Origin of the sequence: Kitasatospora sp. NPDC051164 (genome assembly GCF_044455625.1) — a bacterium.
In the GTDB taxonomy this organism is placed as follows: Bacteria; Actinomycetota; Actinomycetes; order Streptomycetales; family Streptomycetaceae; genus Kitasatospora.
Genome location: NZ_JBITFB010000003.1, coordinates 320876 through 345480 on the forward strand (window position 1 = coordinate 320876; position 24605 = coordinate 345480).

General features: G+C 73.7%; 27 protein-coding genes. 16 read left to right on the forward strand and 11 right to left on the reverse strand.

What is annotated here, in order from left to right:
* The first annotated feature begins 186 nt into the window (after nt 1-186).
* The 3 genes from ACIBEC_RS06375 (at nt 187) to ACIBEC_RS06385 (ending at nt 1669) form a co-directional block, all read left to right on the forward strand.
* A complete protein-coding gene (locus tag ACIBEC_RS06375) occupies nt 187-846 on the forward strand; it encodes a TetR/AcrR family transcriptional regulator (RefSeq protein WP_360500006.1) in 660 nt (219 codons plus the stop codon).
* 131 nt (nt 847-977) lie between these two features.
* A complete protein-coding gene (locus tag ACIBEC_RS06380; RefSeq protein WP_360500003.1) occupies nt 978-1205 on the forward strand; it encodes a DUF3107 domain-containing protein in 228 nt (75 codons plus the stop codon).
* Nucleotides 1206-1342: 137 nt separating this feature from the next.
* Nucleotides 1343-1669 (forward strand): hypothetical protein, encoded by a 327-nt coding sequence (locus ACIBEC_RS06385; protein ID WP_360500000.1) that lies wholly within the window; start codon nt 1343-1345, stop codon nt 1667-1669.
* A gap of 17 nt (nt 1670-1686) precedes the next feature.
* Here ACIBEC_RS06385 and ACIBEC_RS06390 read toward each other — a convergent pair whose 3' ends face one another.
* Nucleotides 1687-2415 carry a ferritin-like fold-containing protein gene (locus tag ACIBEC_RS06390; RefSeq protein WP_360499997.1) on the reverse strand — a complete coding sequence of 243 codons (729 nt, stop codon included), beginning with the start codon at nt 2413-2415 and terminating at the stop codon, nt 1687-1689.
* A gap of 706 nt (nt 2416-3121) precedes the next feature.
* On the opposite strand from ACIBEC_RS06390, the gene ACIBEC_RS06395 reads away from it, so the two are divergent.
* The 5 genes from ACIBEC_RS06395 (at nt 3122) to ACIBEC_RS06415 (ending at nt 8770) form a co-directional block, all read left to right on the forward strand.
* Nucleotides 3122-5146: a DEAD/DEAH box helicase gene (locus ACIBEC_RS06395; protein ID WP_360499995.1), complete on the forward strand. Its 2025-nt coding sequence runs from the start codon at nt 3122-3124 to the stop codon at nt 5144-5146.
* Between the two features lie 244 nt (nt 5147-5390).
* Nucleotides 5391-6266 carry an alpha/beta fold hydrolase gene (locus ACIBEC_RS06400; protein WP_360499993.1) on the forward strand — a complete coding sequence of 292 codons (876 nt, stop codon included), beginning with the start codon at nt 5391-5393 and terminating at the stop codon, nt 6264-6266.
* Nucleotides 6267-6691: 425 nt separating this feature from the next.
* A complete protein-coding gene (locus tag ACIBEC_RS06405; RefSeq protein WP_360500108.1) occupies nt 6692-6850 on the forward strand; it encodes a hypothetical protein in 159 nt (52 codons plus the stop codon).
* A gap of 306 nt (nt 6851-7156) precedes the next feature.
* A complete protein-coding gene (locus tag ACIBEC_RS06410; RefSeq protein ID WP_360499991.1) occupies nt 7157-7795 on the forward strand; it encodes a DUF6758 family protein in 639 nt (212 codons plus the stop codon).
* A 114-nt stretch (nt 7796-7909) separates the two neighbouring features.
* The gene (locus ACIBEC_RS06415; protein WP_360499990.1) at nt 7910-8770 is read left to right on the forward strand and encodes a PHP domain-containing protein; all 861 of its coding nucleotides are present in this window, start codon (nt 7910-7912) and stop codon (nt 8768-8770) included.
* Nucleotides 8771-8884: 114 nt separating this feature from the next.
* Here ACIBEC_RS06415 and ACIBEC_RS06420 read toward each other — a convergent pair whose 3' ends face one another.
* Nucleotides 8885-9526 (reverse strand): suppressor of fused domain protein, encoded by a 642-nt coding sequence (locus ACIBEC_RS06420; protein WP_360499988.1) that lies wholly within the window; start codon nt 9524-9526, stop codon nt 8885-8887.
* A gap of 428 nt (nt 9527-9954) precedes the next feature.
* Here ACIBEC_RS06420 and corA point away from each other — a divergent pair, with 428 nt between their 5' ends.
* Entirely contained in the window at nt 9955-11076 is a 1122-nt protein-coding gene (gene corA, locus ACIBEC_RS06425; RefSeq protein WP_360499986.1) for a magnesium/cobalt transporter CorA, read from the forward strand.
* Between the two features lie 3 nt (nt 11077-11079).
* Here corA and ACIBEC_RS06430 read toward each other — a convergent pair whose 3' ends face one another.
* Complete coding sequence (locus tag ACIBEC_RS06430; RefSeq protein WP_360499984.1) at nt 11080-12063, reverse strand: DMT family transporter; 984 nt, start codon at nt 12061-12063, stop codon at nt 11080-11082.
* A 131-nt stretch (nt 12064-12194) separates the two neighbouring features.
* Here ACIBEC_RS06430 and ACIBEC_RS06435 point away from each other — a divergent pair, with 131 nt between their 5' ends.
* The 4 genes from ACIBEC_RS06435 (at nt 12195) to ACIBEC_RS06450 (ending at nt 15999) form a co-directional block, all read left to right on the forward strand.
* A complete protein-coding gene (locus tag ACIBEC_RS06435; RefSeq protein ID WP_360499982.1) occupies nt 12195-12734 on the forward strand; it encodes a hypothetical protein in 540 nt (179 codons plus the stop codon).
* Nucleotides 12735-12861: 127 nt separating this feature from the next.
* Complete coding sequence (locus tag ACIBEC_RS06440; RefSeq protein ID WP_360499980.1) at nt 12862-14157, forward strand: magnesium transporter MgtE N-terminal domain-containing protein; 1296 nt, start codon at nt 12862-12864, stop codon at nt 14155-14157.
* 37 nt (nt 14158-14194) lie between these two features.
* Nucleotides 14195-14782 carry a DUF1003 domain-containing protein gene (locus ACIBEC_RS06445; protein ID WP_396287773.1) on the forward strand — a complete coding sequence of 196 codons (588 nt, stop codon included), beginning with the start codon at nt 14195-14197 and terminating at the stop codon, nt 14780-14782.
* Between the two features lie 56 nt (nt 14783-14838).
* Nucleotides 14839-15999: a P-loop NTPase gene (locus tag ACIBEC_RS06450; RefSeq protein WP_360499978.1), complete on the forward strand. Its 1161-nt coding sequence runs from the start codon at nt 14839-14841 to the stop codon at nt 15997-15999.
* 92 nt (nt 16000-16091) lie between these two features.
* Here the strand turns inward: ACIBEC_RS06450 and ACIBEC_RS06455 are convergent, their stop codons facing one another.
* The 4 genes from ACIBEC_RS06455 to sigE form a co-directional block, all read right to left on the reverse strand.
* The gene (locus ACIBEC_RS06455) at nt 16092-16760 is read right to left on the reverse strand and encodes a hypothetical protein (protein ID WP_360499976.1); all 669 of its coding nucleotides are present in this window, start codon (nt 16758-16760) and stop codon (nt 16092-16094) included.
* 223 nt (nt 16761-16983) lie between these two features.
* Nucleotides 16984-17418, reverse strand: a complete 435-nt coding sequence (locus tag ACIBEC_RS06460; RefSeq protein ID WP_360499974.1) for a sec-independent translocase — start codon at nt 17416-17418, stop codon at nt 16984-16986.
* 148 nt (nt 17419-17566) lie between these two features.
* Nucleotides 17567-18586 carry a zf-HC2 domain-containing protein gene (locus ACIBEC_RS06465; RefSeq protein ID WP_360499972.1) on the reverse strand — a complete coding sequence of 340 codons (1020 nt, stop codon included), beginning with the start codon at nt 18584-18586 and terminating at the stop codon, nt 17567-17569.
* Complete coding sequence (gene sigE, locus ACIBEC_RS06470) at nt 18583-19320, reverse strand: RNA polymerase sigma factor SigE (RefSeq protein ID WP_396287774.1); 738 nt, start codon at nt 19318-19320, stop codon at nt 18583-18585. Before sigE ends, ACIBEC_RS06465 begins: the two co-directional genes overlap by 4 nt.
* A 288-nt stretch (nt 19321-19608) precedes the next feature.
* Between sigE and ACIBEC_RS06475 the strand changes: the two genes are divergently transcribed.
* Nucleotides 19609-20241, forward strand: coding sequence for an O-methyltransferase (locus ACIBEC_RS06475; protein WP_360500090.1), 633 nt, complete (start codon nt 19609-19611; stop codon nt 20239-20241).
* A 165-nt stretch (nt 20242-20406) separates the two neighbouring features.
* Here the strand turns inward: ACIBEC_RS06475 and ACIBEC_RS06480 are convergent, their stop codons facing one another.
* Nucleotides 20407-20574 carry a DUF3117 domain-containing protein gene (locus ACIBEC_RS06480; RefSeq protein ID WP_014137929.1) on the reverse strand — a complete coding sequence of 56 codons (168 nt, stop codon included), beginning with the start codon at nt 20572-20574 and terminating at the stop codon, nt 20407-20409.
* Nucleotides 20575-20873: 299 nt separating this feature from the next.
* On the opposite strand from ACIBEC_RS06480, the gene ACIBEC_RS06485 reads away from it, so the two are divergent.
* Nucleotides 20874-21674 carry an enoyl-CoA hydratase-related protein gene (locus tag ACIBEC_RS06485; RefSeq protein WP_360499970.1) on the forward strand — a complete coding sequence of 267 codons (801 nt, stop codon included), beginning with the start codon at nt 20874-20876 and terminating at the stop codon, nt 21672-21674.
* Between the two features lie 9 nt (nt 21675-21683).
* On the opposite strand, the gene ACIBEC_RS06490 is transcribed toward ACIBEC_RS06485, so the two are convergent.
* Together ACIBEC_RS06490 and ACIBEC_RS06495 are read right to left on the reverse strand one after the other, a co-directional pair.
* On the reverse strand, nt 21684-22277 hold the full coding sequence (locus ACIBEC_RS06490) for a DNA-3-methyladenine glycosylase I (protein ID WP_360499968.1): 594 nt from the start codon (nt 22275-22277) through the stop codon (nt 21684-21686).
* Nucleotides 22274-22720, reverse strand: coding sequence for a DivIVA domain-containing protein (locus ACIBEC_RS06495; RefSeq protein ID WP_360499966.1), 447 nt, complete (start codon nt 22718-22720; stop codon nt 22274-22276). The genes ACIBEC_RS06490 and ACIBEC_RS06495 overlap by 4 nt, the downstream gene beginning before the upstream one ends.
* 181 nt (nt 22721-22901) lie before the next feature.
* Here ACIBEC_RS06495 and folP point away from each other — a divergent pair, with 181 nt between their 5' ends.
* Complete coding sequence (gene folP / locus ACIBEC_RS06500; RefSeq protein WP_360500087.1) at nt 22902-23714, forward strand: dihydropteroate synthase; 813 nt, start codon at nt 22902-22904, stop codon at nt 23712-23714.
* Nucleotides 23715-23782: 68 nt separating this feature from the next.
* Here folP and ACIBEC_RS06505 read toward each other — a convergent pair whose 3' ends face one another.
* Entirely contained in the window at nt 23783-24592 is an 810-nt protein-coding gene (locus tag ACIBEC_RS06505; RefSeq protein ID WP_360499964.1) for a TIGR00730 family Rossman fold protein, read from the reverse strand.
* Nucleotides 24593-24605 lie beyond the last annotated feature (13 nt).

Genomic DNA, 24605 nt, shown 5'->3' on the forward strand with positions numbered 1-24605 from the left:
CCCGGGGTGGTCCGGCCGTTCCATTCCCTCGTCACACCACTGCCGAGGCCGAGGTCAGCGCCGTATTGTGGGCTCCTGACAACCAGACCGACCAGCTTTTCTCGCCTTCGCCGAACGCGGGCGCGGTTACCGAAAAGTAGAATCGGCCATCTTGCCAGCCCCGAACAGACCGAAGTGAGGAGCGCCGTGACGGCCATCCAGGAGGCGCAGGAGCGCCCGCGCGGTGCCCGCCTGCCGCGAAGCGCCCGCCGTGAACAACTGCTCGGTGCCGCCCAGGAGGTGTTCGTCGCGCACGGCTACCACTCGGCCGCCATGGACGACATCGCCGACCGCGCCGGGGTGAGCAAGCCGGTGCTCTACCAGCACTTCCCCGGGAAGCTCGAGCTCTACCTGGCACTGCTGGACAAGCACTGCGACGCCCTGGTCGAGTCCACCCGCGAGGCACTGTCGACGACCAACGACAACAAGCAGCGCGTCGCCAACACCATGGAGGCGTACTTCAACTACGTCTCCAGCGAGTCGGGTGCCTTCCGGCTGGTCTTCGAGTCGGACCTGACCAACGAACCGGCCGTGCGCGAGCGGGTCGAGCGGGCCTCCGAGGCGAGCGCGACGCTGGTCAGCAAGGTGATCCAGGAGGACACCGACCTGCCCGAGGCGGAGTCCAAGCTGCTCGCCGCCGGGGTCTGCGGCCTGGCCCAGATCACCGCCCGGTACTGGCTCTCGCAGGGCCTGGAGATCCCGCGCGACGAGGCGGTGCGGCTGGTTGCCAGCCTGTCCTGGCGCGGCCTGAAGGGCTTCCCGATGCACCCGGGCGAGCAGCCCGGCGAAGGTGCCCACCAGGGGTGATCCGCCGACCTTCGCCTGGGCGGTGATCGCGTGCTCTATGGTGAAGCCGTACGGCGCGGCCGCCGCGAACGCCTGTTCCAGGCGGTCAGGTGCCCGCGCGTGGAGGCTGCAACCCCGGAGGGACGGAAGCCGTGGAGGTCAAGATCGGCGTGCAGAACGCGCCTCGTGAGATCGTGATCGAGAGCTCGCAGACTGCCGATGAGGTCCAGAGCGCGGTCGCGAAGGCGCTGGAGGGCCCGGAGAAGCTCCTGGCGCTGACCGACGAGCACGGCCGCCGCGTCATCGTCCCGGCCGAGCGCCTGGCGTACGTGGAGATCGGCGAGCAGGCCGTCCGCAAGGTCGGCTTCGGCACCCTCTGAGGCGCCCGCCCGAGCAGTTGTTCCGGTGCCCCGTTCCCACCAGGGAACGGGGCACCGCTGCGTGTACGGCCGGGTGGGGCGGGGTACGGCGACAGGAGCGGCGCCGGTGCCGCACGCCCGTCCCCCGGGAGGCAGTCTTGCTGGTCGAGTCGATCGCCTTCGCCCTCGTCGGCCTGGTCACGGGCGGCGCCGCGCTGCTGGCCCTGCCCTCGTACTTCCGGGCCTCCCGCGCGCTGACGCTCGGCACCGCACTGGCGGCGGCGCTGGTCGGCGGCGTGGTGGCGCACTTCTGCCTGGACGGGCGCTACCCGGCGGTGTCGGTGGCGGCCTCGGCCCTGGCCTCCGGCGTGCTCACCTCGCTGCTGGCCCGGCCGGACCTGGCGGCCGGGCGGGCCCCGGCGCACCGGCACCACCCGCACCGGCCCGGCACCCACCGCGCGCCGCGGCGGCACCGGCCGGCGTAGGGCGTGACGGCGGTCGGTCAGCTGGCCAGGCCCAGGGCGGCCATCCGCTTGGTGTGCGCCTCGGTGATCCGGTTGAACATCTTGCCGACCTCGACCAGGTCGAAGCCCTGCACCCGGACGCCGCCGACCAGCAGGTTCGACAGCGCGTCACGCTCGGCGACCACCCGCTGGGCCTGGCTGAGCGCCTCGCCCATCAGCCGCCGGCCCCACAGCGCGAGCCGGCCGCCGGCCCGCGGGTCGGCCTCGATCGCCTCGCGCACCTTGTCGACGGCGAACTGGGCGTGGCCGGTGTCGGACATGACGCCGAGCACCAGGTCACGGGTGTCGTCGTCCAGCCGGACGGCCACCTCGCGGTAGAAGTCGGTCGCGATGGCGTCGCCGACGTAGGCCTTGACCAGGCCCTCCAGCCAGTCCGAGGGCGCCGTCATCCGGTGGAACAGCTCCAGCGGCTCGACGAACGGCCGCATCGCCTCCTGTGGGTCGGCGCCGATCTCGGCGAGCCGGTCGTGCAGGCGCTGGTAGTGCTGGAACTCGGCGGAAGCCATCCGGGCCAGGGCCGCCTTGTCGGCGAGGTCCGGCGCAAGCTTGGCGTCCTCGGCGAGCCGCTCGAAGGCGCTCAGCTCGCCGTACGCGAGCGCGCCGAGCAGATCCAGCACCGCCGCCCGGTAGCCGGGGTCGGCCGAGCACGCGGCCCAGTCGCCGATCGAGCCGGCCGTGGTGTCCTGCGTCTCACCATGGGTCTCCATGACCTGCCACCTTAGTCCCGTGCGCGAGTCCCGCGCGCGCGGCTGCCCACCGCCCTCCGCACCCGGGTGACCGGCCGGATCGCCTGCTCACGCGCCGGTCGCCGGGGGCAATGTCACCCGCGTCACGTGTTCGAGTCGTCGCCTGACTGTATGGTGGTACGGAGCCCCGTCGTGTTCGCACGGTGTCACCGCCGTCTCGGTACCCGCGCAAGCCCGCTTCGAAGCGGCACCGTCCAGCCGGACGTGTCCGCACCGGAAGTACGGGGACTCACGTACGCGGATGCCCGGTCGGAGAGCCGATCGGCTCCGACCATGGCTTGGACTTCAAGCCTTGGCACCGCATCAGTGGCCGAGCGAGGGCCGCCGAGACCACGCCCCCTGGCGAAGGTCCCGCGCAGGTCCCTCACGGGAATCCTCCCCGACGCCGCCGGCGACGCGCCCCGTATCAGGGCAGCGCGCACCGGCCGGCCGCAGGGACCGGCGCGGTTGTGCGTCCGCTCAGCTGTACTCGGGGCCGCTCAGGCCCGTACACAGCCGCGCGGCTGCCCGCCCGCCGCTCGCTCTCGGCCCTCCACACGGAAGAGGCAGCACCCTGTCCACCACCGCTGAACCCATCAAGACGACCTTCCGCGACCTGGGAATCCTCCCGGAGACCGCTGAGGCACTCGAGGCCGTCGGCATCGTCCACCCGTTCCCGATCCAGGAGATGACCCTCCCGGTCGCGATGACCGGCCACGACGTCATCGGCCAGGCCAAGACCGGCACCGGCAAGACCCTCGGCTTCGGCCTCCCGCTCATCGAGCGGGTCGTCGTGCGCGCCGACGTGGACGCCGGCCGGGCCACCGAGGAGCAGCTCACCGACTTCCCGCAGGCGCTGATCGTCGTCCCGACCCGCGAGCTCTGCACCCAGGTCACCAACGACCTGCAGACCGCCGGCAAGGTGCGCAACGTGCGCGTGCTCGCCGTCTACGGCGGCCGGGCCTACGAGCCGCAGGTCGAGGCGCTCACCAAGGGCGTCGACATCGTGGTCGGCACCCCGGGCCGCCTGCTCGACCTGGCCGGGCAGAAGAAGATGAACCTGTCCAAGGTCCGCTCCCTGGTCCTGGACGAGGCCGACGAGATGCTCGACCTCGGCTTCCTGCCGGACGTCGAGAAGATCATCAACATGCTGCCGGCCAAGCGGCAGACCCTGCTGTTCTCGGCCACCATGCCGGGCCAGGTCATCAGCCTCGCCCGCCGGTACATGAGCCAGCCGACCCACATCCGGGCCACCGCCCCGGACGACACCGGCACCACCGTCGCCAACACCGAGCAGCACATCTTCCGTGCGCACTCGCTGGACAAGGTCGAGATGGTCTCGCGCATCCTGCAGGCCGACGGCCGCGGGCTGGCGATGATCTTCTGCCGCACCAAGCGCACCGCCGCCGACGTCTCCGACCAGCTGACCCAGCGCGGCTTCGCGGCCGGCGCGGTCCACGGCGACCTCGGCCAGGGCGCCCGCGAGCAGGCCCTGCGGGCCTTCCGCAACGGCAAGGTGGACGTGCTGGTCTGCACCGATGTCGCCGCCCGCGGTATCGACGTCGAGGGCGTCACGCACGTCATCAACTACCAGTGCCCCGAGGACGAGAAGACCTACCTGCACCGGATCGGCCGCACCGGCCGGGCCGGCGCCTCCGGCACCGCCGTCACCCTGGTCGACTGGGACGACATCCCGCGCTGGCAGCTGATCAACAAGGCGCTGGACCTGTCGTTCAACGACCCGGAGGAGACCTACTCCACCTCGCCGCACCTGTTCGAGCTGCTGAAGATCGCGCCGGGCACCAAGGGTGTCCTGCCGCGCTCGGAGCGGACCCGGGCGGGGCTCAACGCGGAGGAGGTCGAGGACCTCGGCGAGACCGGTGGACGCGGCAGCCGTTCCGGCCGTTCCGGCCGCGGTCGCGACGGGCAGGGCGGCTCGGGCCGTCCGGCCGCCGCCCCGGCCGAGACCGAGGAGCAGAAGCCGCGCCGCACCCGTGAGCGCCGCCGCACCCGCGGGGGCTCGACGGTCGGCTCCGAGGGCAACGCCACCGCCGCCGTGACCGAGGCCGCCACGGCGGCTCCGGCCCCCGCCGTCGAGGGCGCCGAGGGCGAGGCCGCGCCGCGCCGTCGCCGCCGCCGCTCGCGCGGCAACGGCGCCGGCGAGGCCGTGGTCGCGGTCGAGGCGGCTCCGGTCGTCGAGGCCCCGGTGGCCGCGGCTCCGGTGGTCGCGGCCGCTCCGGCCGTCGAGGCTCCGGCGGAGGAGAAGCCCGCCGCCCGGACCCGCACCCGGACGCGCAAGCCGAAGGCGGAGGCCGTCGAGGCCGTCGTCGAGGCGGCCGTCACCGAGGCCCCGGCCGAGGCGCCGGTGGCGGAGAAGCCCGCCACCCGCACGCGCACCCGCAAGCCGAAGGCGGAGGCCGTCGAGGCGGCCGCCGCCGAGGCGCCGGTGGCGGAGAAGCCCGCCACCCGGACCCGGACACGCAAGCCGAAGGCGGAGGCCGTCGAGGCCGTCGCCGAGGCGGTCGCCACCGAGGCCCCGGCCGAGGAGAAGCCGGCCCCCCGTACGCGGACCCGCGCCCGCAAGGCCGCGGCCACCGCCGAGACCGCCCCGGAGGCCCCGGCCGCCGAGGCCGCCGCCGAGGTCCCGGCCCCGCGCAAGCGCACCCGCGCCCGCAAGGCCGCCGCGACCGTCGACGCGACCCCGGAGAGCTGACCCGCAGCGCATCCCCCGAGGGGGCGGGCCAGGCCACCCGGCCCGGCCCGCCCCCTCGGGCGTTCCCGGCGCCTGCCCCGCCCGGCCGCACCCGGATCCCCCCAGGGGCACCCCCACCGCCCGACCTCCGCCCCCGGTCCCCCGCGCCGTGTCGGCGCAGCGGTGGGCGCCGGGCGGCTGCGGGTACGGCCTAAGCTCGGGGTCGTCCGGGGAGTCGCCGCCAGGAGAGCAGGGAGACCACGCCATGAGCACGCCGCCGTTTCTGAGGTTGCCCGGATGCGCGCGGGCCGAGCGGGTGGTGACCGGGCGTGGGGAGTTCGCGGCGTTGCGGGCGGAGCCGGACGGGGCGGTGCGGGGTTCGGCACTGCTGGTGCCGGGGTTCACGGGCAGCAAGGAGGACTTCATCGGGCTGCTCGAGCCGCTGGCGGCGGCCGGGTACCGGGTGACCGCCGTGGACCAGCGCGGGCAGTACGAGACCGGCGGCCCGGACGACCCGGAGGTGTACGCCGTCGGCGAGTTGGGCGCGGACGTACGGGCGCTCACCGAGGTACTGGCGGCGGACGGCGGGCCACTGCACCTGCTGGGGCATTCCTTCGGCGGCCAGGTGGTGCGCGAGGCGGTGCTCGCCGCTTCCGCCCACGGCGCGCTGCCGTGGCGGTCGCTGACCCTGATGTCCACCGGGCCGGGCGCGATCGACCCGGCCGAGGCGGCCCGCACCAAGCTGCTGCTGGACGCGCTGCAGGTAATGGGTCTGGAGGAGATCTGGCAGGTCATGCGGCAGATGGAGGCGGACAGCGGTCAGCCGCTGCCGCACCGGGATCCGGCTGTCGCGGAGTTCCTGCACCGCCGCTGGGTGGCCAATGTGCCGCGGGCACTGTCCGTCACCGGCGGCCATCTGGTCGCCGCGCCGGACCGGGTGGACGAGCTGGCCGCCGCGACCGCCGGGCTGCCGGTGCTGGTGCTGTCCGGGGTGCGGGACTACGCCTGGCCGGTTCCGGAGCAGAGCGGGATGGCCGAGCGCCTGGGTGCCCGACGGGTGGTGGTCGCGGACGCGGGCCACTCCCCCAACGCCGAGCAGCCGGCCGCGACCGCCGAGGCACTGACCGCGTTCTGGGCCTGACCGGCACCCGGTTCCCGGCCTGACCGGCGCCCGTTCCGGGCCTGACCGGCCCTCGTCAAGCCGCACCTTCCGGAAGTGGTCTCTACCACTTCCGGCACTTCGACCGGCTTCGACGCAGGACAAAATTCGTTAGTTACGGTAATCTTTGATTCTGTCCGGGAATCATCGTCGGCCTCGACGCCGAAGCACATCACCCGAAACCTGGACTTTACGGACGGGCAACGGCCCGGTAGCACGGCCACGACACCGTGGTTCACGAGGCACTGGACGCACCAGGCAAGCAGGGGGAGCCCTTGCCGCAGCAGACCGCCGCACGTACGACGCGCCCGGTCCGGCCGCTTCGCCGGACCCACCGAATCCCGAAAGGGCTGATACCCACTCAGCCGCGAGCGCCCCGCCCGACGGGGCAAGGAAAGGAGACGCCCATGACGAAGACCATGCGCTTCGAGATCGTCCGACTGGACGACGCCAACGGCTCCGCCACCGACCGTCTGATCGCCGACGCCGCCACCGTGCGCGAGCATGTGGAGGCCGCCGCCCTTACCGGCGAACGCCTGCTCATCCGGCCGTGCCCGACCGTCTGACCCCGCGCGGCGACTCCCACCGGGAGCCCTCACCCGCCGCAGACGAGCCGGGAGCGTCCGATCCGGACGTTCCGATACCCGACTGACGCCCCGTCACCGCGATCGCCGATGACGGGGCGTCAGTGCGTCCGGGTCCGGACGCCGGACGTTTGCCGCCGCCCGTGACGGGACATGCCCCAACGGGAACCGTCCGCGCCGCGCCCACCCAACGGCGGCCGGGCGTCTGCTACCGACAGGTGCCGCCGAGCCCTCCGTACGGGTGATCGTCCTTGACGCGGCGGTCCGGAGGGAGGAGCGTTGACGGCTATGAGGGGCGAGCCTAGCTGCCCGAGGTGCGCCGGTCGGGTCCGCGCCCCCGGCCTGTTCTCAGACACCTGGCAGTGCGACCGGCACGGAGCGGTGCACCCGATGCAGCCCGTGCTGCCCCCGAGTGTCGAGGCCCTCGGCGTCGCCGTCGCCCGTTCGCAGGTCCCCGTCTGGCTGCCCTGGCCGCTCCCGGTCGGCTGGCTCTACACCGGCATCGCCCACGTCGGCGACGACGTCTCGGGTGCCCGTGCCACCGCCGTCGCCTGCTCCGGCCCGGCGCCGCTCGGCGGCTTCGGCGAGCTGGTGCTGGTCGCCGAGGAGCCGGGCGTCGGGGTCGGCGCCCGGTACGCCGGGCTCCCGGGGCCGGACCCGGGCGATTCCGTCGGCCTCTACAAGCCCGCCGACGCCAAGCTGATGGCCGCCGGGCGCCCCACTCCGATGTTCCACGTCCCGGACGCCCCGGCCGACCGCGCGGTGTTCGTCGGCGAGGCCCGCGGGCTCTGGCTCTGGGCGATCGCCTGGCCCGAGCAGTCCGCGCTGGTGATGTACGACGAGCTGGTGCTCACCGACCTGCGCGAGGCCGGCGCCGAGCTCGACCTGCTGCCCTGCGGCGCCCTCTCCCCCCACCTGCTCGGCTGACCCACGCCCGGGCTCGCCCGAACGACGGCCTGCCCCTCGTCCGGACGGCCTGCCCCTCGCCCGACCGACGGGCCTATCCTGGGCGGCACCCACGAGCCTCCAGGAGCCCGACCCGTGCGCATCGACCTGCACGCCCACAGCAACGCCTCCGACGGCACCGACAGCCCGGCCGAGCTGGTCGCGGCGGCCGTCGCCGCGGGCCTCGACGTCGTGGCGCTCACCGACCACGACACCGTGGCGGGCCACGCCGAGGCCGCCGAGGCGGTGCACGCGCTGCCCGACGGCGCCCGGCTGACCGTCGTCCCGGGCGCGGAGCTGTCCTGCGTCGTGGACGGCATCAGCATGCACCTGCTGGCGTACCTGTTCGACCCCGAGGAGCCGGAGTTCGCGCGCGAGCGGGAGCTGGTGCGCACCGACCGGTTCCGGCGCGGGCGGGCGATCGTCGAGCGGTGCCGGGAGCTCGGCGCGGACATCAGCTGGGAGCAGGTGCAGCGGATCGCGGGAGCCGGCTCGGTCGGGCGGCCGCACATCGCCAGCGCGCTGGTCGAGGCGGGCGTGGTGGCCACCGTCTCGGACGCCTTCACCCCCGAGTGGCTGGCCAACGGCGGCCGGGCGGACGTCCGCAAGCACGAGACCGACCCGGTCGAGGCGGTCCGGCTGGTCCGGGCGGCCGGCGGGGTGCCGGTCTTCGCCCACCCGGGCGCGGTCAAGCGCGGCCGGACCGTCTCGGACGGGGTGATCGCCGGCCTCGCGGCGGCCGGGCTGGCCGCCCTGGAGGTCGACCACACGGACCACGACGAGGAGACCAGGGCCCGACTGCGCGGCCTGGCCGGCGAGCTCGGCCTGCTGGTCACCGGCTCCAGCGACTACCACGGCACCCGCAAGACCGTCCGACTCGGCGAGCACACCACCGACCCGGCGGTGTACGAGGCGCTGCTGGCGCAGGCCACCGGCGCGAAGCCGATCGAGCGCTGAGGGTACGCGGCGCCGCGCTCCGGCACGCCGGGCGCGGCGAGGGCGTACGGGCGCGACCCGCGCGCCCTGCTCAAGGGCCTCCTGAACGGCCGTCAGCGGCCGTCGGCCGGGCCGTCAGTCCAGCCGGACGCCTCGGCGGTCCGGGTCGCGCAGGTCGGTGCCCTGGTTCAGCCAGCGCTCCTGGAGCGCGGCCGCGCCGTGCACCCGCTTCCAGCCCGCCTCGTTGGGCGTCATCGGCAGCAGCGGCAGGAAGCGGACCGGCTCGGCCGGTTCGGCCAATTCCAGGTCCTCTACCAGGCCGCCCGGCTCGGCGGCCAGCACCGAGGTGAAGGGCGCGCCGTCCCAGAGCGGGTTGCCGAGGTCCAGCGAGCCACCCGGGGCCACCACCAGGCCCTCGACCTGCGGCGTCGCGGCGAAGGTGGCGAGGCTGCGCAGCACGCTGTCGTGCCCGCCACGGACGGTCAGCACCAGTTCGACGCGCGGGCCGCGCACCTGGTCGGCGACCGGCGAGGTGGGGTCGGCCATCGGCGCGGCGGCCATCCCGAGCGTCGCGTACCGCACCAGGCCCTCGGCGTCGGGGCCGAAGCGCAGCACCTCGATCCGGTCGGTGCCGAGGAAGGTGACCGCGGCGCGGCCGCTCGGCTCGCCGAAGGTGGCGATCAGCCGGGCCTCGACGGCGGCCAGCACCGCCTCCCGGGAGAGCTCCGGGGAGCTGCCGCCGTGGGGATCGCCGAAGAGCGGGAAGTCGTGGGCCATGCCGGTGAGCGTAACCCGCTGGGGCGCGCGGTCCGCGTGCGGGCGGTTCGGAGGGCGGCTCGTCAAGGACCCGTAAAGCCTTGGGAACCCCTCGTCGCCGATGGCCGGTCAGATGTTAGGGTGAGCGACTGGCCACCGGGATTCTTCCGTCCCGGGGCGGCGGCGCGAGGAGGTGGTTGCGGTGGATACCGGCCGACCATGCAGTACCGGCAGCTCTGCCCGGCCCCGACTTCCCCGTACCCCGCGCCCCGCAGGCCCAACCGGCTGATTCAGCCGCGGTAGCCCCGGGCGCAGGCCCCACGGCGGACGGACCGGCCGGGAGAGCACCCTCATCCCCCTTTCACCGGTGTTCTTCGCCGTCGTACCGCGGCCGAACGTTTTTCCTTCCGCGCCGCCTTGCGACGGCTCCCTGCCCCTGGGAGCCTGCCATGTCGATGATCAACAGCCTGCGTGCTGCCGTCCGCACCAACCGCCGCCGTGGCGCGGCCGGGGTGTACGACGTCCTGTCCGAGGACGCCGCCTCGGCGGTCGTGGACTGCGCGGTCTACCAGCAGGGCCGGCGCAAAGGCGAGACCTGCAGCCCGCGCGAGGCCGCCCGCCGGGTCAAGGCCGAGCAGCAACTCCCGGACGGCACGGGCTCGTTCAGCTGGATCGGGCTGCACGAGCCGACCGAGGCGGAGTTCGAGGGGATCGCCCAGCGCTTCGGCCTGCACCCGCTCGCGGTCGAGGACGCGGTGCACGCGCACCAGCGGCCCAAGGTCGAGCGCTACGACGACGTGCTGTTCGCCGTCTTCAAGACCATCCGCTACGTCGAGCACGACCAGCTCACGCCCACCAGCGAGGTGGTGGAGACCGGCGAGCTGATGGTCTTCGCCGGACGGGACTTCGTGATCACCGTCCGGCACGGCGGCCACGGCTCGCTGCAGGAGCTGCGCCACCGCCTGGAGGCCGACGCGGACGAGGCCGGGCTGCTCGCCAAGGGCCCGTCGGCGGTGCTGCACGCGATCGCCGACCACGTCGTGGACAACTACCTGCTGGTCGCCGAGCGGCTGCAGAACGACGTGGACGAGATCGAGTACGGCGTCTTCTCGGCCAAGGGCGGCCGCAGCTCCGACGTCGGACGGGTCTACCAACTCAAGCGTGAGGTCCTGGAGTTCAAGCGCGCCGTGGTGCCGCTGCTGCGCCCGATGCAGCAGCTGTCCGAGCCGCTGCAGCGGCTGGTGGACCCGGACATCCAGAAGTACTTCCGGGACGTCGCCGATCACCTGGCCCGAGTCGCCGAGCAGGTGCACGGCTTCGACGAGCTGCTGAACTCGCTGCTGCAGGCCAACCTGGCGCAGGTCTCGGTGGCGCAGAACGAGGACATGCGCAAGATCACCGCCTGGGCGGCGATCTTCGCGGTGCCCACCATGATCACCGGCGTCTACGGCATGAACTTCGAGTACATGCCCGAGCTGCACCACAAGTACGGCTACCCGACGGTGCTCGGCGCGATCGTGCTGATCTGCGTCGGGATGTACCGGGGCTTCCGCCGCAACGGCTGGCTCTGACCGCTACCTGCGCCCGCCGCGGGCGACCAGGACCAGCCCGAGCAGGATCAGCACCACCGCCGGGTAGGCGGCCGCCGGAGGCCACTGCCCCAGCCAGAGGGCGGCGATCAGCGCCGCCCCCGGGGTCTCCAGCAGGATCGCGGTGGAGGTGATCGACGGGCCGAGGTTGCGCACCACGCGGTTGCTCAGCGAGTGGCCGAGCAGCTGGGCGGCGACCATCAGCAGCACGATCTGCCACCAGACCCCGGCCGGCCACCCGGTCATCGGCGTCCCCGCGACCAGGCAGATCCCGAGCAGCACCACCGCCGTGGTGGTGTAGCAGACCAGGGTGTACGCGGTGGTGCTGACGGTCTTGCGGACCTCGGCGCCCAGCAGCACGTACCCGGCCGCGGCAAGGCCGGCGGCGAGGGCGAGCGCGTCACCGAGCAGCGCGCGCGGGGAGAGCGAGAGGTCGACCCCGGTCAGCACCAGCACCCCGGCGAAGGCCACGATCGTGCCGAGCCAGACCATCCGGGACGCCCGGACGCCCATCAGGCGCATCAGCAGGATGGTCCACAGCGGGGTGGTGGTGACCAGGGCGGTGGCGGAGGCCACCGAGGTCATCCGCAGGCTGGGCATCCACAGCGCGAAGTGGACGGCGAGCAGCGCCCCGGCCGCGATCGCCAGCAGCAGCGCCCGGCGGCCGATCCCGCGCAGCTCGGCGCGGTGGCGCAGCAGCGCGTACGGGCCGAGGACGCCGACCGACATGACGTTGCGCCAGAGGGCGATCGCCAGCGCGGGCGCGGCGGTGGCGCTGATCAGCGGGCCGGACAGCGAGATGCCGCCGATCGAGACGGCGAGCAGCAGCAGGTCGAGGGTGGGGAGCGGATGCGTCGGCCGCGGGTCGGCCGCGGGGGCGGTGGCGGACGCGGCCGCGGGGGCGGTGGCGGACGCGGGGGCGGGGGCGGTGGCGGACGCGGGGGCGGCCGCGGGCCGGGCGGCGGGCACGGCGCTCCTCTGCTGGTGGCGATGGGTGGGGCGCTCATACGGTAAGGCCCGTGGCGCGGCAATGGAACTGTCGCCCGGAGGCTGAGACATCCGCGGACGGGAACGGACGAGAAACCCGTACGCTGTCGGCCATGGACCGTACGCCCGCCGCCGCGACCGCCGACGACTTCCTCGACCAGGCCCTGCTGGAGGAGGCCGCGAAGAAGTCCGGTCTGCTCTGGGTGTGCGCGGACGGGCAGGAGCAGGCCCGGCCGCTGTGGCACGCCTGGCACGACGGCGCGGTCGTGGTGATCGGCGAGGGCGGCGAGCAGCCGCTGCACGGCCTGGCCGCCGGCGCCGGGGCCGCGATCACCGTCCGCAGCAAGGACAAGGGCGGCCGGCTGACCGGCTGGAGCGCCCGGGTGGTCGAACTCGCACCGGGCAGCGAGGCCTGGCTGGGCGCCGTCGAGGAGCTCAAGGGCAAGCGGCTGAACGCGCCCGACACCGACACCATCGCCGAGCGCTGGGCCCGCGAGTGCCGGGTGCTGCGGCTGGAGCCCGCCGGCCCGCTCACCGAGCGCCCGGGCGCGATGCCGGACGGCTCGCAGGCCGCCCAGCCGATGCCCACCCCGGCCACCACCCGCCGCCCGATCCCGGCCGGCTTGCCCAAACTGCTGTTCAAGCGCCGTTAAAGGTTCACGCCGAGGTCTCCTCGGACCACTACCGTGCCCTCATCGGGCCGGGCCCCGCACTCGCGGGTAGATTGGCCGCGGGTGCGTCCACGTACCGCGCACGGCGTCGAGCGAGTCGAGGGAGTCCATGGCAGGGCCAGGCACCCGGGTCTTCATCTCCCATCTGTCCGCCATCGCGGTCTTCGACCCGAACGGCGACCAGGTCGGCCGGGTCCGGGACGTCGTCGTCACACTGCGGCTCGGCGGGCGCCCGCCACGCGTGCTCGGCCTGGTGGTCGAAGTGGTCGGCCGGCGCCGGATCTTCCTGCCGATGACCCGGGTGACCAGCCTGGAGTCCGGCCAGGTGCTCACCACCGGCGTGATCAACCTGCGCCGCTTCGAGCAGCGCCCGTCCGAGACCCTGGTGCTCGCCGAGCTGCTGGACCGCACCGTCACCTGGTCCAAGACCGGTGAGGACGTCATCGTGCTGGACGTCGGCATGGTGCAGACCCGGCTGCGCGAGTGGGAGATCAGCAAGGTCTTCGTCCAGGTCGGCCGGGCCGGCCGGCTGCGCAAGGCCAAGGGCGAGCGGCTCACCCTGGACTGGCAGGACGTCACCGGCTTCGCGCTGCCCGAGCAGGACCAGGGCGCCGCCAACCTGCTCGCCACCTTCGAGCAGCTGCGCCCCGCCGACCTCGCCAGCGTGATGCACCACCTGTCCGCCAAGCGCCGCGCCGAGGTGGCCGCCGCGCTGGACGACGAGCGGCTGGCCGACGTCCTGGAGGAGCTGCCCGAGGACGACCAGGTCGAGATCATCGGCAAGCTCCAGGAGGAGCGCGCCGCCGACGTCCTGGAGGCGATGGACCCGGACGACGCCGCCGACCTGCTCTCCGAGCTGCCCGGCGACGAGGCCGAACGGCTGCTCCAGCTGATGGAGCCGGACGAAGCCGCGCCGGTGCGCCGCCTGCTCACGTACGAGGAGGACACCGCCGGCGGTCTGATGACCACCGAGCCGATCGTCCTGGAGCCGGACGCGACGGTCGCCGAGGCGCTGGCCCGGGTCCGGGTCAGCGACCACAAGCCCGCTCTCGCCGCGCAGGTCTTCGTCTGCCGCCCGCCGAACGAGACCCCGACCGGCCGCTACCTCGGCACCGTGCACTTCCAGCGGCTGCTGCGCGAGCCCCCGTACGTCCTGGTCGGCTCGCTGGTGGACGACGACCTGGACCCGCTGCCGCCGGACACCCCGCTGTCGCTGATCACCAGCTACCTGGCGACCTACAACCTGGTCGCCGCGCCGGTCGTGGACGAGATGGACCACCTGCTCGGCGCGGTGACCGTCGACGACGTGCTCGACCACCTGCTTCCGGACGACTGGCGCGACGCCGCGCTGCACGCCGACGACGCCCGGCACGACGAGAGGGAAGGGGTGACCGGTGGACGGTGACCGCAACGGCCGGCCGGACGACTCCGCGCGTCGGCGCCTGCAGGGCGAACTTCGGCAGCTGCGCCAGCTGCGCGAACTGCGCACCCGCGAGGGCAGCCGGGAACGGCGGGTGGAGACCACCCCGATCACCGGCACCGGCCGCGCCCGGCTCGACCAGCCGCGCACCGCGCGGCCCGGCCTGCTCTCGCTGCCCACCTACGACCCGGAGGCCTTCGGCGTCCTGTCCGAGCGGATCGCCCGCTTCCTCGGCACCGGGCGGTTCATCGTCTGGATGACGGTGGTGGTCGTCGTCTGGATAGCGTGGAACACCCTGCTGCCGGCCACCGTGCGCTTCGACGAGTACCCGTTCATCTTCCTGACCCTGGCACTGTCGCTCCAGGCCTCGTACGCGGCCCCGCTGATCCTGCTGGCGCAGAACCGCCAGGACAACCGGGACCGGGTCAACATGGAGCAGGACCGCGCCCGTAGCGACCGCAACATCGCGGACACCGAGTTCCTGACCCGCGAGGTCGCGTCCCTGCGGCACGGCCTCGGCGAGGTCGCCACCAGAGACTTCATCCGCTCGGAACTGCAGTCCCTGCTCAGGGAGATCGAGGAGCGCCGGGACGCCCCCGAGCCGCTGTGACCCTCGGCACGCTACCGACGGGTTAACGGGTTCGCCGGGCGCCGTACCATCAAGGCATGGCCAACGAGACAGAGGTCGCGGCCGGCGTCACGGAGGAGTCCGTACGCCAGGCGCTGGCGACCGTCAACGACCCGGAGATCAACCGCCCGATCACCGAAATCGGCATGGTGAAATCGGTCGAGATCGCCGAGGGCGGCGCGGTGCGCGTCGCGGTCTACCTGACGGTCTCCGGCTGCCCGATGCGCGACACCATCGTCACCCGGGTCCGCGAGGCGGTCGGCAAGGTCGCCGGCGTGACCGGCGTCGAGGTCGAGCTCGACGTGATGAGCGACGAGCAGCGCAAGGAGCTCTCCCAGCTGCTGCGCGGCGGCGCCCCCGAGCGGGAGATCCCGTTCGCCAAGCCGGGCACGCTGACCCGCGTCTACGCCGTCGCCTCCGGCAAGGGCGGCGTCGGCAAGTCCTCGGTGACGGTCAACCTGGCGGCCGCGATGGCCGCGGACGGCCTGAAGGTCGCCGTCGTGGACGCCGACATCTACGGCCACAGCGTGCCGCGCATGCTGGGCGTCGAGGGCCGGCCGACCCAGGTCCAGGACATGATCATGCCGCCGCAGGCGAACGGCGTGAAGGTCATCTCGATCGGCATGTTCACCCCGGGCAACGCCCCGGTGGTCTGGCGCGGCCCGATGCTGCACCGCGCGCTCCAGCAGTTCCTCGCCGACGTGTACTGGGGCGACCTGGACGTGCTGCTGCTGGACCTGCCGCCCGGCACCGGCGACATCGCGATCTCGGTGGCCCAGCTGGTCCCCAACGCGGAGATCCTGATCGTCACCACCCCGCAGATGGCCGCCGCCGAGGTGGCCGAGCGGGCGGGCACCATCGCGGTGCAGACCCACCAGAAGATCGTCGGCGTGATCGAGAACATGTCGGGCATGCCGTGCCCGCACTGCGACGAGATGATCGACGTCTTCGGCACCGGCGGCGGCCAGACCGTCGCGGACGCGCTCACCCGCACGGTCGGCGCGACCGTCCCGGTGCTCGGCTCGATCCCGATCGACGTGCGCCTGCGCGAGGGCGGCGACGACGGCCGCCCGGTCGTGCTCGCCGCGCCCGACTCCCCGGCCGGCGCCGCCCTGCGCGCGGTGGCCGGCAAGCTCGGCGGCCGTCAGCGCGGCCTGTCCGGGATGTCGCTCGGGCTGACGCCCAAGAACAAGTTCTGAGCCGGTAGCCGGCCGAGCCGGCCGAGCCGACGAAGGGGCCGGGTGGTGCCAACGGCACCGCCCGGCCCCTTCGTCGTTCATGGCCGCAGGCCCTACGGGCGGGCGTAGGCGGCCAGGTCCGCAACCGTGCAGAAGCCGACGCCGTAGGCGCTGACGCCGCGGCCGTAGGCGCCGAGCAGGACGCCGGGCGCCTCCCCGGCCAGCACCCAGCCGTACTCGGACTCGCGGTAGCGGAAGGGCTGCGGCAGGCCGTTGACCGGCAGGCTGAGGGTGGACCAGCCGGGGCCGGCCAGGTCGTCGGCGAGGTCCCAGGCGAGGCTGCTCTGCTGGTCCAGCCAGTTCTGGCGCAGCGCGCGGTCCAGCTGGCCGGGCCAGGTCGCGGCGAGCAGGCCGGAGCCGGCCAGCCCGGCGGCGGAGGAGGCGGAGGTCGCCTCCAGGGTGCCGGTGTTGTCGGCGCTGCGGCGGCTGTCGCGGCGGGCGACGGTGACCACGGCCGCGAACTTCCGCATGTCGCGCGGCTCGTACTGCTTGGCCGGCTCGTCGCCGTGGCCGAGCGATCCGTAGTCGACGCTGCCCGTGGCGCGGGCGCCGGCGCCCGCCTGCACCAGGTAGCGCCGGCCGGTCCAGCCGTCGTCCAGGCCGTACCAGGGGAAGTCGGCGGACAGGTAGGGCACCAGCGGGTCCACCGGGCCGGCCTGTCCGCCGACCACCGGGCCGCCGGCCGTGGCCGTCGCCCCTCCCGCCTGACTCGTCGCGTCCATCCCCGGGCCTCCTCAAACGCACGTGTGCCTGCCGTGGCGCGCTCCCATGGTGGCGTACCGCGGCGTTCCCGGGGGCCGTTCCTGGTCCGCGACCACGCGGAATGTGACGGACGGCTCAGCGGGAACAATCAGCACAATAGCGGCGCACACGCCACCGCCCCGCTCAGCCGGGCGGCCGGGCGGGGCGGTGGCGTGCTGCCGGGGCGTCGGACCGGAGCGCGGGTCAGGTCGCGTCGGGGTCGAACGGGGGCCGCTCGCCGGGCGTCAACGGGGCACCGGCGGAGGCGGGCGCCGGGGCGGACTTCTCGAAGCTGACGCTGCCGCTGCGGCCGTTCACCGGCGCCGCGGGCTTGTCGTCCAGGACGGAGCGGATGTCCAGCGAGTCCTTCATGTCCTTGAGGCCCAGCGGGTCCTCCTGGCCACCCATGAGCTGCTTGCGGACGAAGTTCTTGGGGTTGAGGTCCTCGAACTCGAAGTCCTGGAACTCGGGGCCGAGCTCGCTACGGATGTCCTCCTTCGCGTTGTCGGCGAAGGAACGGATCTTCCGGATGAAGCCCACGGTGTCCTGGATCAGCTTCGGCAGCTTGTCCGGGCCGAAGATGATGATCGCCATCACGATCAGGGTCAGGATCTCCAGCCCGCCTACATCGCTGAACACCTTTGCTCCCTAGCTCGCCGGACGACGGTTCCTACAGGGTAATGGCCACCGGCGAGTCCCTGGCCCACGCTGCGATGAAGCCGTGGTAAAGACCTGCCGGTGGCCGAACGCCTCGGGACCCCGACGCCAGGGGCCGTCCAGGAACGCCCTAGCGGGTCTGCTGGCGCAGCGCGGCGACGCCGCCGGGGTAGCGCTCCGGGGCGGACGGCGGGGACGCCTCACGGGTCGCGGCGGCCGGGCGGCCCGGGTAGTCCACCTGAACCTGTGCGTTCATCGGGACGAGCCCGCCGCCGCGACCGGTGCCGGCGTTGCCGCCGGCCGGGCTGACGGTCGTGCCGTGGCGGTCCTCGCCCTGCGGGGAGAGCCCGCCGACGCCACCGAGCGTGACCGCGGCGACGGAGAAGGCGCCCGCGGCCGCGAAGACCAGCCGGCGCCCGCGCGCGGCGGACCGGACGGCGGCCGCGGTCGACTGCGGACGGACCGCGCGGTCCGGTCCGGCGGCGGGCTCGGGGCGGGCGGAGCGCCGGCCCATCAGCGGCCCCAGCACCGTGCCGCGCCCGAAGGCCCGCGGGTCGACGCCGGGCACCGGGGTGTCGGCGCCGAGCGCGCCCGTGCCGAAGGAGGCCCCGGCGCCGCGGCCGAAGGAACCGCCGGTGAGCCGGCTGCCGCCGAGCGTGCCGGTGGCGGCGACCCCGCCGCCGGGCAGGTCGTCGTCGTGGCGCCCGCGCCCGGGCGGCCAGTCGCCGTCCGCCGGGCCGTCCTCGGGGAGGTTGCCGACGGCCATCAGCCGGGCCATCAGCGCGGAGGACGGGCCGGGCGTGCCGGTGCGGGTCAGCAGGTGCTTGACGGAGCGGCCCTCGTCGGCCTCGGCGAGGCACTGCGGGCAGGTCGCCAGGTGCGCCTGGACGCGCTCGCGCGAGTCGTGGCCGAGTTCGCCGTCCAGGAAGGCGGAGAGGCGGTCCCCGAGGTGGTGCTCCTCGGCGGCGGGTTCGGCGGGCCGTACGGGCAGCGCGTGCAGTGCCGTGTCGGCGGGCAGCGCCAGCGCGGGGAGCACGGGCTCACCGGGTTCGTCGGTACCGCGACGGCCCGGCAGGGCCCAGCCGCGCCGGGACAGGGACCGGCCGGACGGGTCCGAGCGGTCCGAGCCTGACCGGCCGGTTCCGCTCACGATCGCCTCCGTCCGCGCCCACCGGGCGCGACCGCGGCCTCGACCGCGCCGACGCCGACGCCGACCGGCACCGGCTCCTCCGAGCCACCGCGGCGCTCACGGCCGGGGACCTGGCCGGGGGCGCGGTGCTTGAGCGCGGCGCGCAGGTGCGAGCGGCCGCGGTGGATGCGGCTGCGGACGGTGCCGAGCTTGACGCCCAGCGTGGCGGCGATCTCCTCGTACGACAGGCCCTCGATGTCGCAGAGCACCACGGCCGCGCGGAACTCCGGGGCGAGGGTGTCAAGGGCCTGCTGCACGTCGGCGTCGAAGTGCGTGTCGCTGAAGTGCTGGGCCGGGCTGGGCTCCCGGGAGGGGAGCCGCTCGGCCGCGTCCTCGCCGAGCGCGTCGAAGCGGATGCGCTGGCGGCGGCGGACCATGTCCAGGAACAGGTTGGTGGTGATCCGGTGCAGCCAGCCCTCGAACGTGCCGGGGGTGTAGGTCGACAGCGAACGGAACACCCGGACGAAGACCTCCTGGGTCAGGTCCTCGGCGTCGTGCTGATTGCCCGTCAAGCGGTAGGCGAGCCGGTAGACGCGGGCGCTGTGCGCCTCGACGATCTCCTCCCAGCTGGGCGGAGTCCAGGTCTGCGCGTCGGGGCCCTCGGTGAAGGTCGCGAGGGCGGGAGCCTCGGTGGTACCGGCGGCCGACGTCACGGCGGCGGGCTGGTCCAGATCGGAGTGCGCAGGCTGGTTCATCACGGGCTTCGGCGTACGGGCTGACGCGGTGCCGCGGGAGTGCCGCCGCACGGGGACGTCGCCCTCGGCCACACCTCCTCGGTCGGCTCTTCTGCCCAGCAGGGCCACCACCATATCCACCTCACCCGTCAAGCCCGGATAAAAGTGCCCGGGAGGTCTCTCGCACCCGGTCCGACATGACAACGGCCCGCCGCCGTACGCGGTTCCCGGTCGGCCAGTAACCTGTGGCAGGAAATATCGACATCCCCCGGCACCGGGCCGCCACCCGGGGCTCCGAAAGAGGCAGCCATCAGCGAGTTCGGGCCCGCGCACGCGGCCCTCGCCGACACCTACGTGGGCGAGGACCCGGTGCTGACCTACGCCCGGGCGCAGTCCGCGCGAACCGGCATCCGCGCGATCGGGCCGAGCGGCGGGGCGTGCCTGCGGCTGCTGGCCGCCGCGCTGGACGCCAAGGCGGTGGCCGAGATCGGCACCGGCACCGGGGTCTCCGGGGTCTACCTGCTGCGCGGGATGCGGCCGGACGGCGTGCTCACCACCGTCGACTCGGAACCGGTGCGCCAGCAGCTGGCCCGTGAGGCCTACCAGGCGGCCGGCTTCGCGGCCAACCGCTCCCGGTTCATACCGGGCCGGGCCCTGGATGTCCTGCCCAGGCTCGCCGACGGCCAGTACGACCTGGTGTTCTGCGACGGCGATCCGGCCGAGTCCCGCGAGTACCTTCTGGAGTCGCTGCGGCTGCTGCGGCCGGGCGGGATGGTCTGCTTCGAAGGGGTGTTCCAGGAGGGCCGGCTGGCCGAGCCGGAGCAACAGGACCCGCAGACCGGCGCCGTACGGGACCTGGTCCGGGACGTCCGGGAGAGCGAGGCCCTACTGCCCGCGCTGCTGCCGGTCTCGGACGGGCTGCTCTGCGCCGTCAAACGCTAGGGCCGTGCGCCGGGGCCGTGCCGGGGGCGTCTTCGGACTGCCGTCCTCGGACTCACGGCTAACGGACTCCCGGCTACGGCCGGAAAACGCGCGGACCCGGGCCGACATGACGTCGTACCCGGGCCCGGCAGTGCATCTCCAGGAGATGGCGAGCACCCGCTGCGGTCAGCCGCAGGCCTTCTTCAGGGCCTCGCCGAGGGCGTCGGCCTCGTCAGGCGTGAGCTCCACCACAAGGCGTCCGCCGCCTTCGAGCGGAACGCGCATGATGATGCCCCGCCCCTCTTTGGTGACTTCGAGCGGGCCGTCACCCGTCCGCGGCTTCATGGCCGCCATGCTCGTTCCCCTTCCTGCAACCGCTCAGCTACGCACCGGCAGTCCGTCCACCGCCGGTATCGAACGCATTGATCGGAAGCCATTATCCCGCATGCCACGGGCTGATGACCAACATCACTCTCGGTGCAACCTCGGCCGGACCGCCCCCAACCGCCGCAATTCACGTCATAAGCCCCGGCGTGGCGGCAGTGCGGGCGCCACCGGAAGGTGCGATACCTCACACTCCCCAGGCGACCGCGTGCTCCGGCATCCTGGCACACGACACCGACACCACGACGATCATCCAGGGAGCCCTCCCCATGCCCGATTCCGTGCTGTACGAGCTGGACGGCGGCCTGGCCGTCATCACCATCAACCGTCCGGAGGCGATGAACGCCCTCGACGTCGCCACCAAGGTCGCGCTGCGCGACACCGTGGTCGCCGCGGCCGAGGACCCGGCGGTGCGGGCCGTACTGCTGACCGGAGCGGGCGAGCGCGCGTTCTGCGTCGGGCAGGACCTCAACGAGCACCTGACGCTGCTGAAGCGGGCCGAGGAGACCGGTGAGGGCGCGCTGCGCACCGTCGCCGAGCACTACAACCCGCTGACCCGGGCGCTGGCCGGGATGCGCAAGCCGACCGTGGCCGCGGTCGGCGGGGTGGCCGCCGGCGCGGGCGCCTCGCTCGCCTTCGCCTGCGACTTCCGGATCATGTCCGACCGGGCCGGCTTCAACACCGCCTTCGCCGGGATCGGCCTGACCGCCGACTCGGGCGCGTCCTGGACGCTGCCCCGCCTGGTCGGGCACGCCAAGGCCACCGAGCTGCTGATGCTGCCCCGGACGGTGAAGGCCGCCGAGGCGATGGAGCTGGGCCTGGCCACCAAGGTGGTGCCGGCCGAGGAACTCGCCGCCACCGCACGGGTCTTCGCCCGCGAGCTGGCCGAGGGCCCGACGGTCGCGTACGGCGCCATCAAGGAGTCGCTGGCGTACGGCGCTTCGCACTCGCTGTCCGAACTCCTCGACAAGGAGGACGAGCTGCAGACGCTGGCCGGCGAGAGCGAGGACCACCGGATCGCGGTGCGCGCCTTCATCTCCAAGGAGAAGCCGAAGTACGTGGGCCGCTAGGGCCTCGGCTCAGCCCTTCGCCCCGGTGCGGACGTGGCAGTCCGCCAGGTGGTCGTCCACCAGGCCGCAGGCCTGCATCAGGGCGTAGGCGGTGGTCGGGCCGACGAAGCGGAAGCCCGCCTTCTTCAGCGCCTTCGCCAGCGCCGTCGACTCGGGCGTGACGGCCGGCACCTCGCCCATCCGGCGGGGGGCCGGCCGGGCCGGGTCCGGGGCGAACCCCCAGATCAACGAGTCGAGACCGCCCTCCAGGTCGCGGGCGACCCGCGCGTTGGCGATCGCCGCGTCGATCTTGGCCCCGTTGCGGATGATGCCCGTGTCGGCGAGCAGCCGCTCCCGGTCGGCCTCGCCGAACTCGGCGACCCTGGCGATCTCGAACCCGGCGAAGGCGGCCCGGAAGCCCTCGCGGCGGCGCAGGATGGTCAGCCAGGACAGGCCGGACTGGAAGGCCTCCAGGCAGACCCGCTCGAACAGGGCGTCGTCGCCGTGCACCGGACGGCCCCACTCGGTGTCGTGGTAGACCCGGTAGTCGTCGGTGGAGTCACCCCAGGCGCAGCGGCGCAGCCCGTCCGCGCCGAGCACCGCGCCGTCGACCGGCTCGGTCACTGGTCCTGCACCGGCTTCGCGTCCTCGGGGGCGGGGGCCGGCTCCGCGGCCGGCGGCTTGGTGAGGGCGACGGCCGGCTCGACGACCGTGGCGAACTGCTCCAGGCCGGGCAGCGGTTCGGCCGCCGGGTCGGGGCCGTGGGTCGCCTCGACCGCGCCCCGCAGATGGGCGGCGGCCTCCAGCTCGGCGATCCGCGCGTCGCGGTAGGCGAGTTCGGCGCCGAGTCGGTCCAGGACGTCGTCCACCTCGTCCATCCGGTAGCCGCGCAGCGCCATCGGCAGGCGCAGCTCGTCCACGTCCGCCTTGCCCAGCGGCCGGTCCTGCGGGAGCCGTGCGGAGATGCGGTCAGGTACCGCCTCCGGCATCGAGCCGCCCCCGCCGAGCGCCACCAGGGCGGCGCCGCCGACCACCACGGCCATGGCGACCACGATCACCCAGAACACGAGCTGTCCTCCCGAACTCCCGGTCGGCCTTCGTCGAGGTGCCAGGGAACCAGACTGATCATGACAGCATGGTCCCTTAGTGAGGCCGGGGGCCATCATCGCACCCGCAGGAGCTCAGGAGGAGACATCGGTGGCACTGCGCCTGGGACCGCGGGAATTCGGTGACGACGAACTGGTGATCATGGCGATCGTCAACCGGACGCCGGACTCGTTCTTCGACAAGGGCGCGACCTTCGCCGACGAGGCCGCGTTCGCCGCCGCAGACCGCGCGATGGCCGAGGGCGCGGCGATCCTGGACATCGGCGGGGTCAAGGCCGGGCCGGGCGACGAGGTCACGGTCGAGGAGGAGCTACGGCGCACCGTGCCCTTCGTGGCCGAGCTGCGCAAGCGCCACCCCGACGCGGTGATCAGCGTGGACACCTGGCGGCACGAGGTCGGCGAGGCGGTCTGCGAGGTGGGCGCGGACCTGCTGAACGACGCCTGGGGCGGAGTGGACCCGAAACTCGCCGAGGTGGCCGCCCGCCACGACGTCGGGCTGGTCTGCACCCACGCGGGCGGCGCCGAGCCGCGCACCCGTCCGCACCGGACCGGGTACGAGGACGTGATGGCGGACATCCTGCGGGTGACCGTGGGGCTGGCCGAGCGCGCGGTGGAGCTGGGCGTGCGGCGGGACGCGGTGATCATCGACCCGGGCCACGACTTCGGCAAGAACACCCGACACTCGCTGGAGGCCACCCGGCGGCTGCCCGAGATGACCGCGACCGGCTTCCCGGTGCTGGTCTCGCTCTCCAACAAGGACTTCGTCGGCGAGACCCTGGACCGGCCGGTGAACGAGCGGCTGCTGGGCACCCTGGCGACCACGGCGGTCTCGGCCTGGCTGGGCGCGCGGATCTACCGCGTGCACCAGGTCGCGGAGACCCGCCAGGTGCTGGACATGGTCGCCTCGATCCGGGGCACCCGCCCCCCGGCGGTCGCCCGCCGGGGGCTGGCCTAGGCCTCCTTGCCGGCGCCCGGCTCGCCTCCGGGACGCTCGGAACCCGGTGCCCCTTCGGCTGGCTCGCGCTAGATCTCGTTGGCGGGCCGACGGGCATCGGCGAGGATCTTCATGACCTCGTCGACCTCGTCGGTGATGTGGAACAGCTCCAGGTCGTGCGGGGCCGCCTTGCCCTGCGCGACCAGGGTGTTCTTCAGCCACTCGAAGAGGCCGCCCCAGTACGCGGTGCCGTAGAGGATCACCGGGAAGCGGGTGACCTTCTTCGTCTGCACCAGGGTGAGCGCCTCGAACAGCTCGTCCAGGGTGCCGAGGCCGCCGGGCAGGACCACGAAGCCCTGCGCGTACTTCACGAACATCGTCTTGCGGACGAAGAAGTAACGGAAGTTCAGCCCGAGGTCGACGAACTCGTTGAGGCCCTGCTCGAAGGGCAGCTCGATGCCGAGCCCGACGCTGAGGCCGCCGGCCTCGGAGGCGCCGCGGTTGGCGGCCTCCATCGCGCCCGGGCCGCCGCCGGTGATCACCGCGTAGCCGGCCTCGGCGAGGGCCCGGCCGATGGCCATGCCGGCCTCGTACTCGGGCGAGTCGGCCGGGGTCCGGGCGGAGCCGAAGACGCTGATCGCGGGCGGGAGTTCGGCGAGGGCGCCGAAGCCCTCGACGAACTCGGAGGTGATCCGCAGCACCCGCCACGGGTCGGTGTGCAGCCAGTCGGTGGGGCCGGTGGTGTCCAGCAGGCGCTGGTCCGTGGTGCTCGTACCGACCTGGTCCCGGCGCACCAGCACCGGGCCCTTCTGCTTCTCGGGCCAGGCCTTCTTCTTCCGAGGCACGCCGACCTGCTCGGGGCCGTGCCCGTACTGCTTTTCGTCTCCTGTGCCTGTCATGACGAAACCCTAC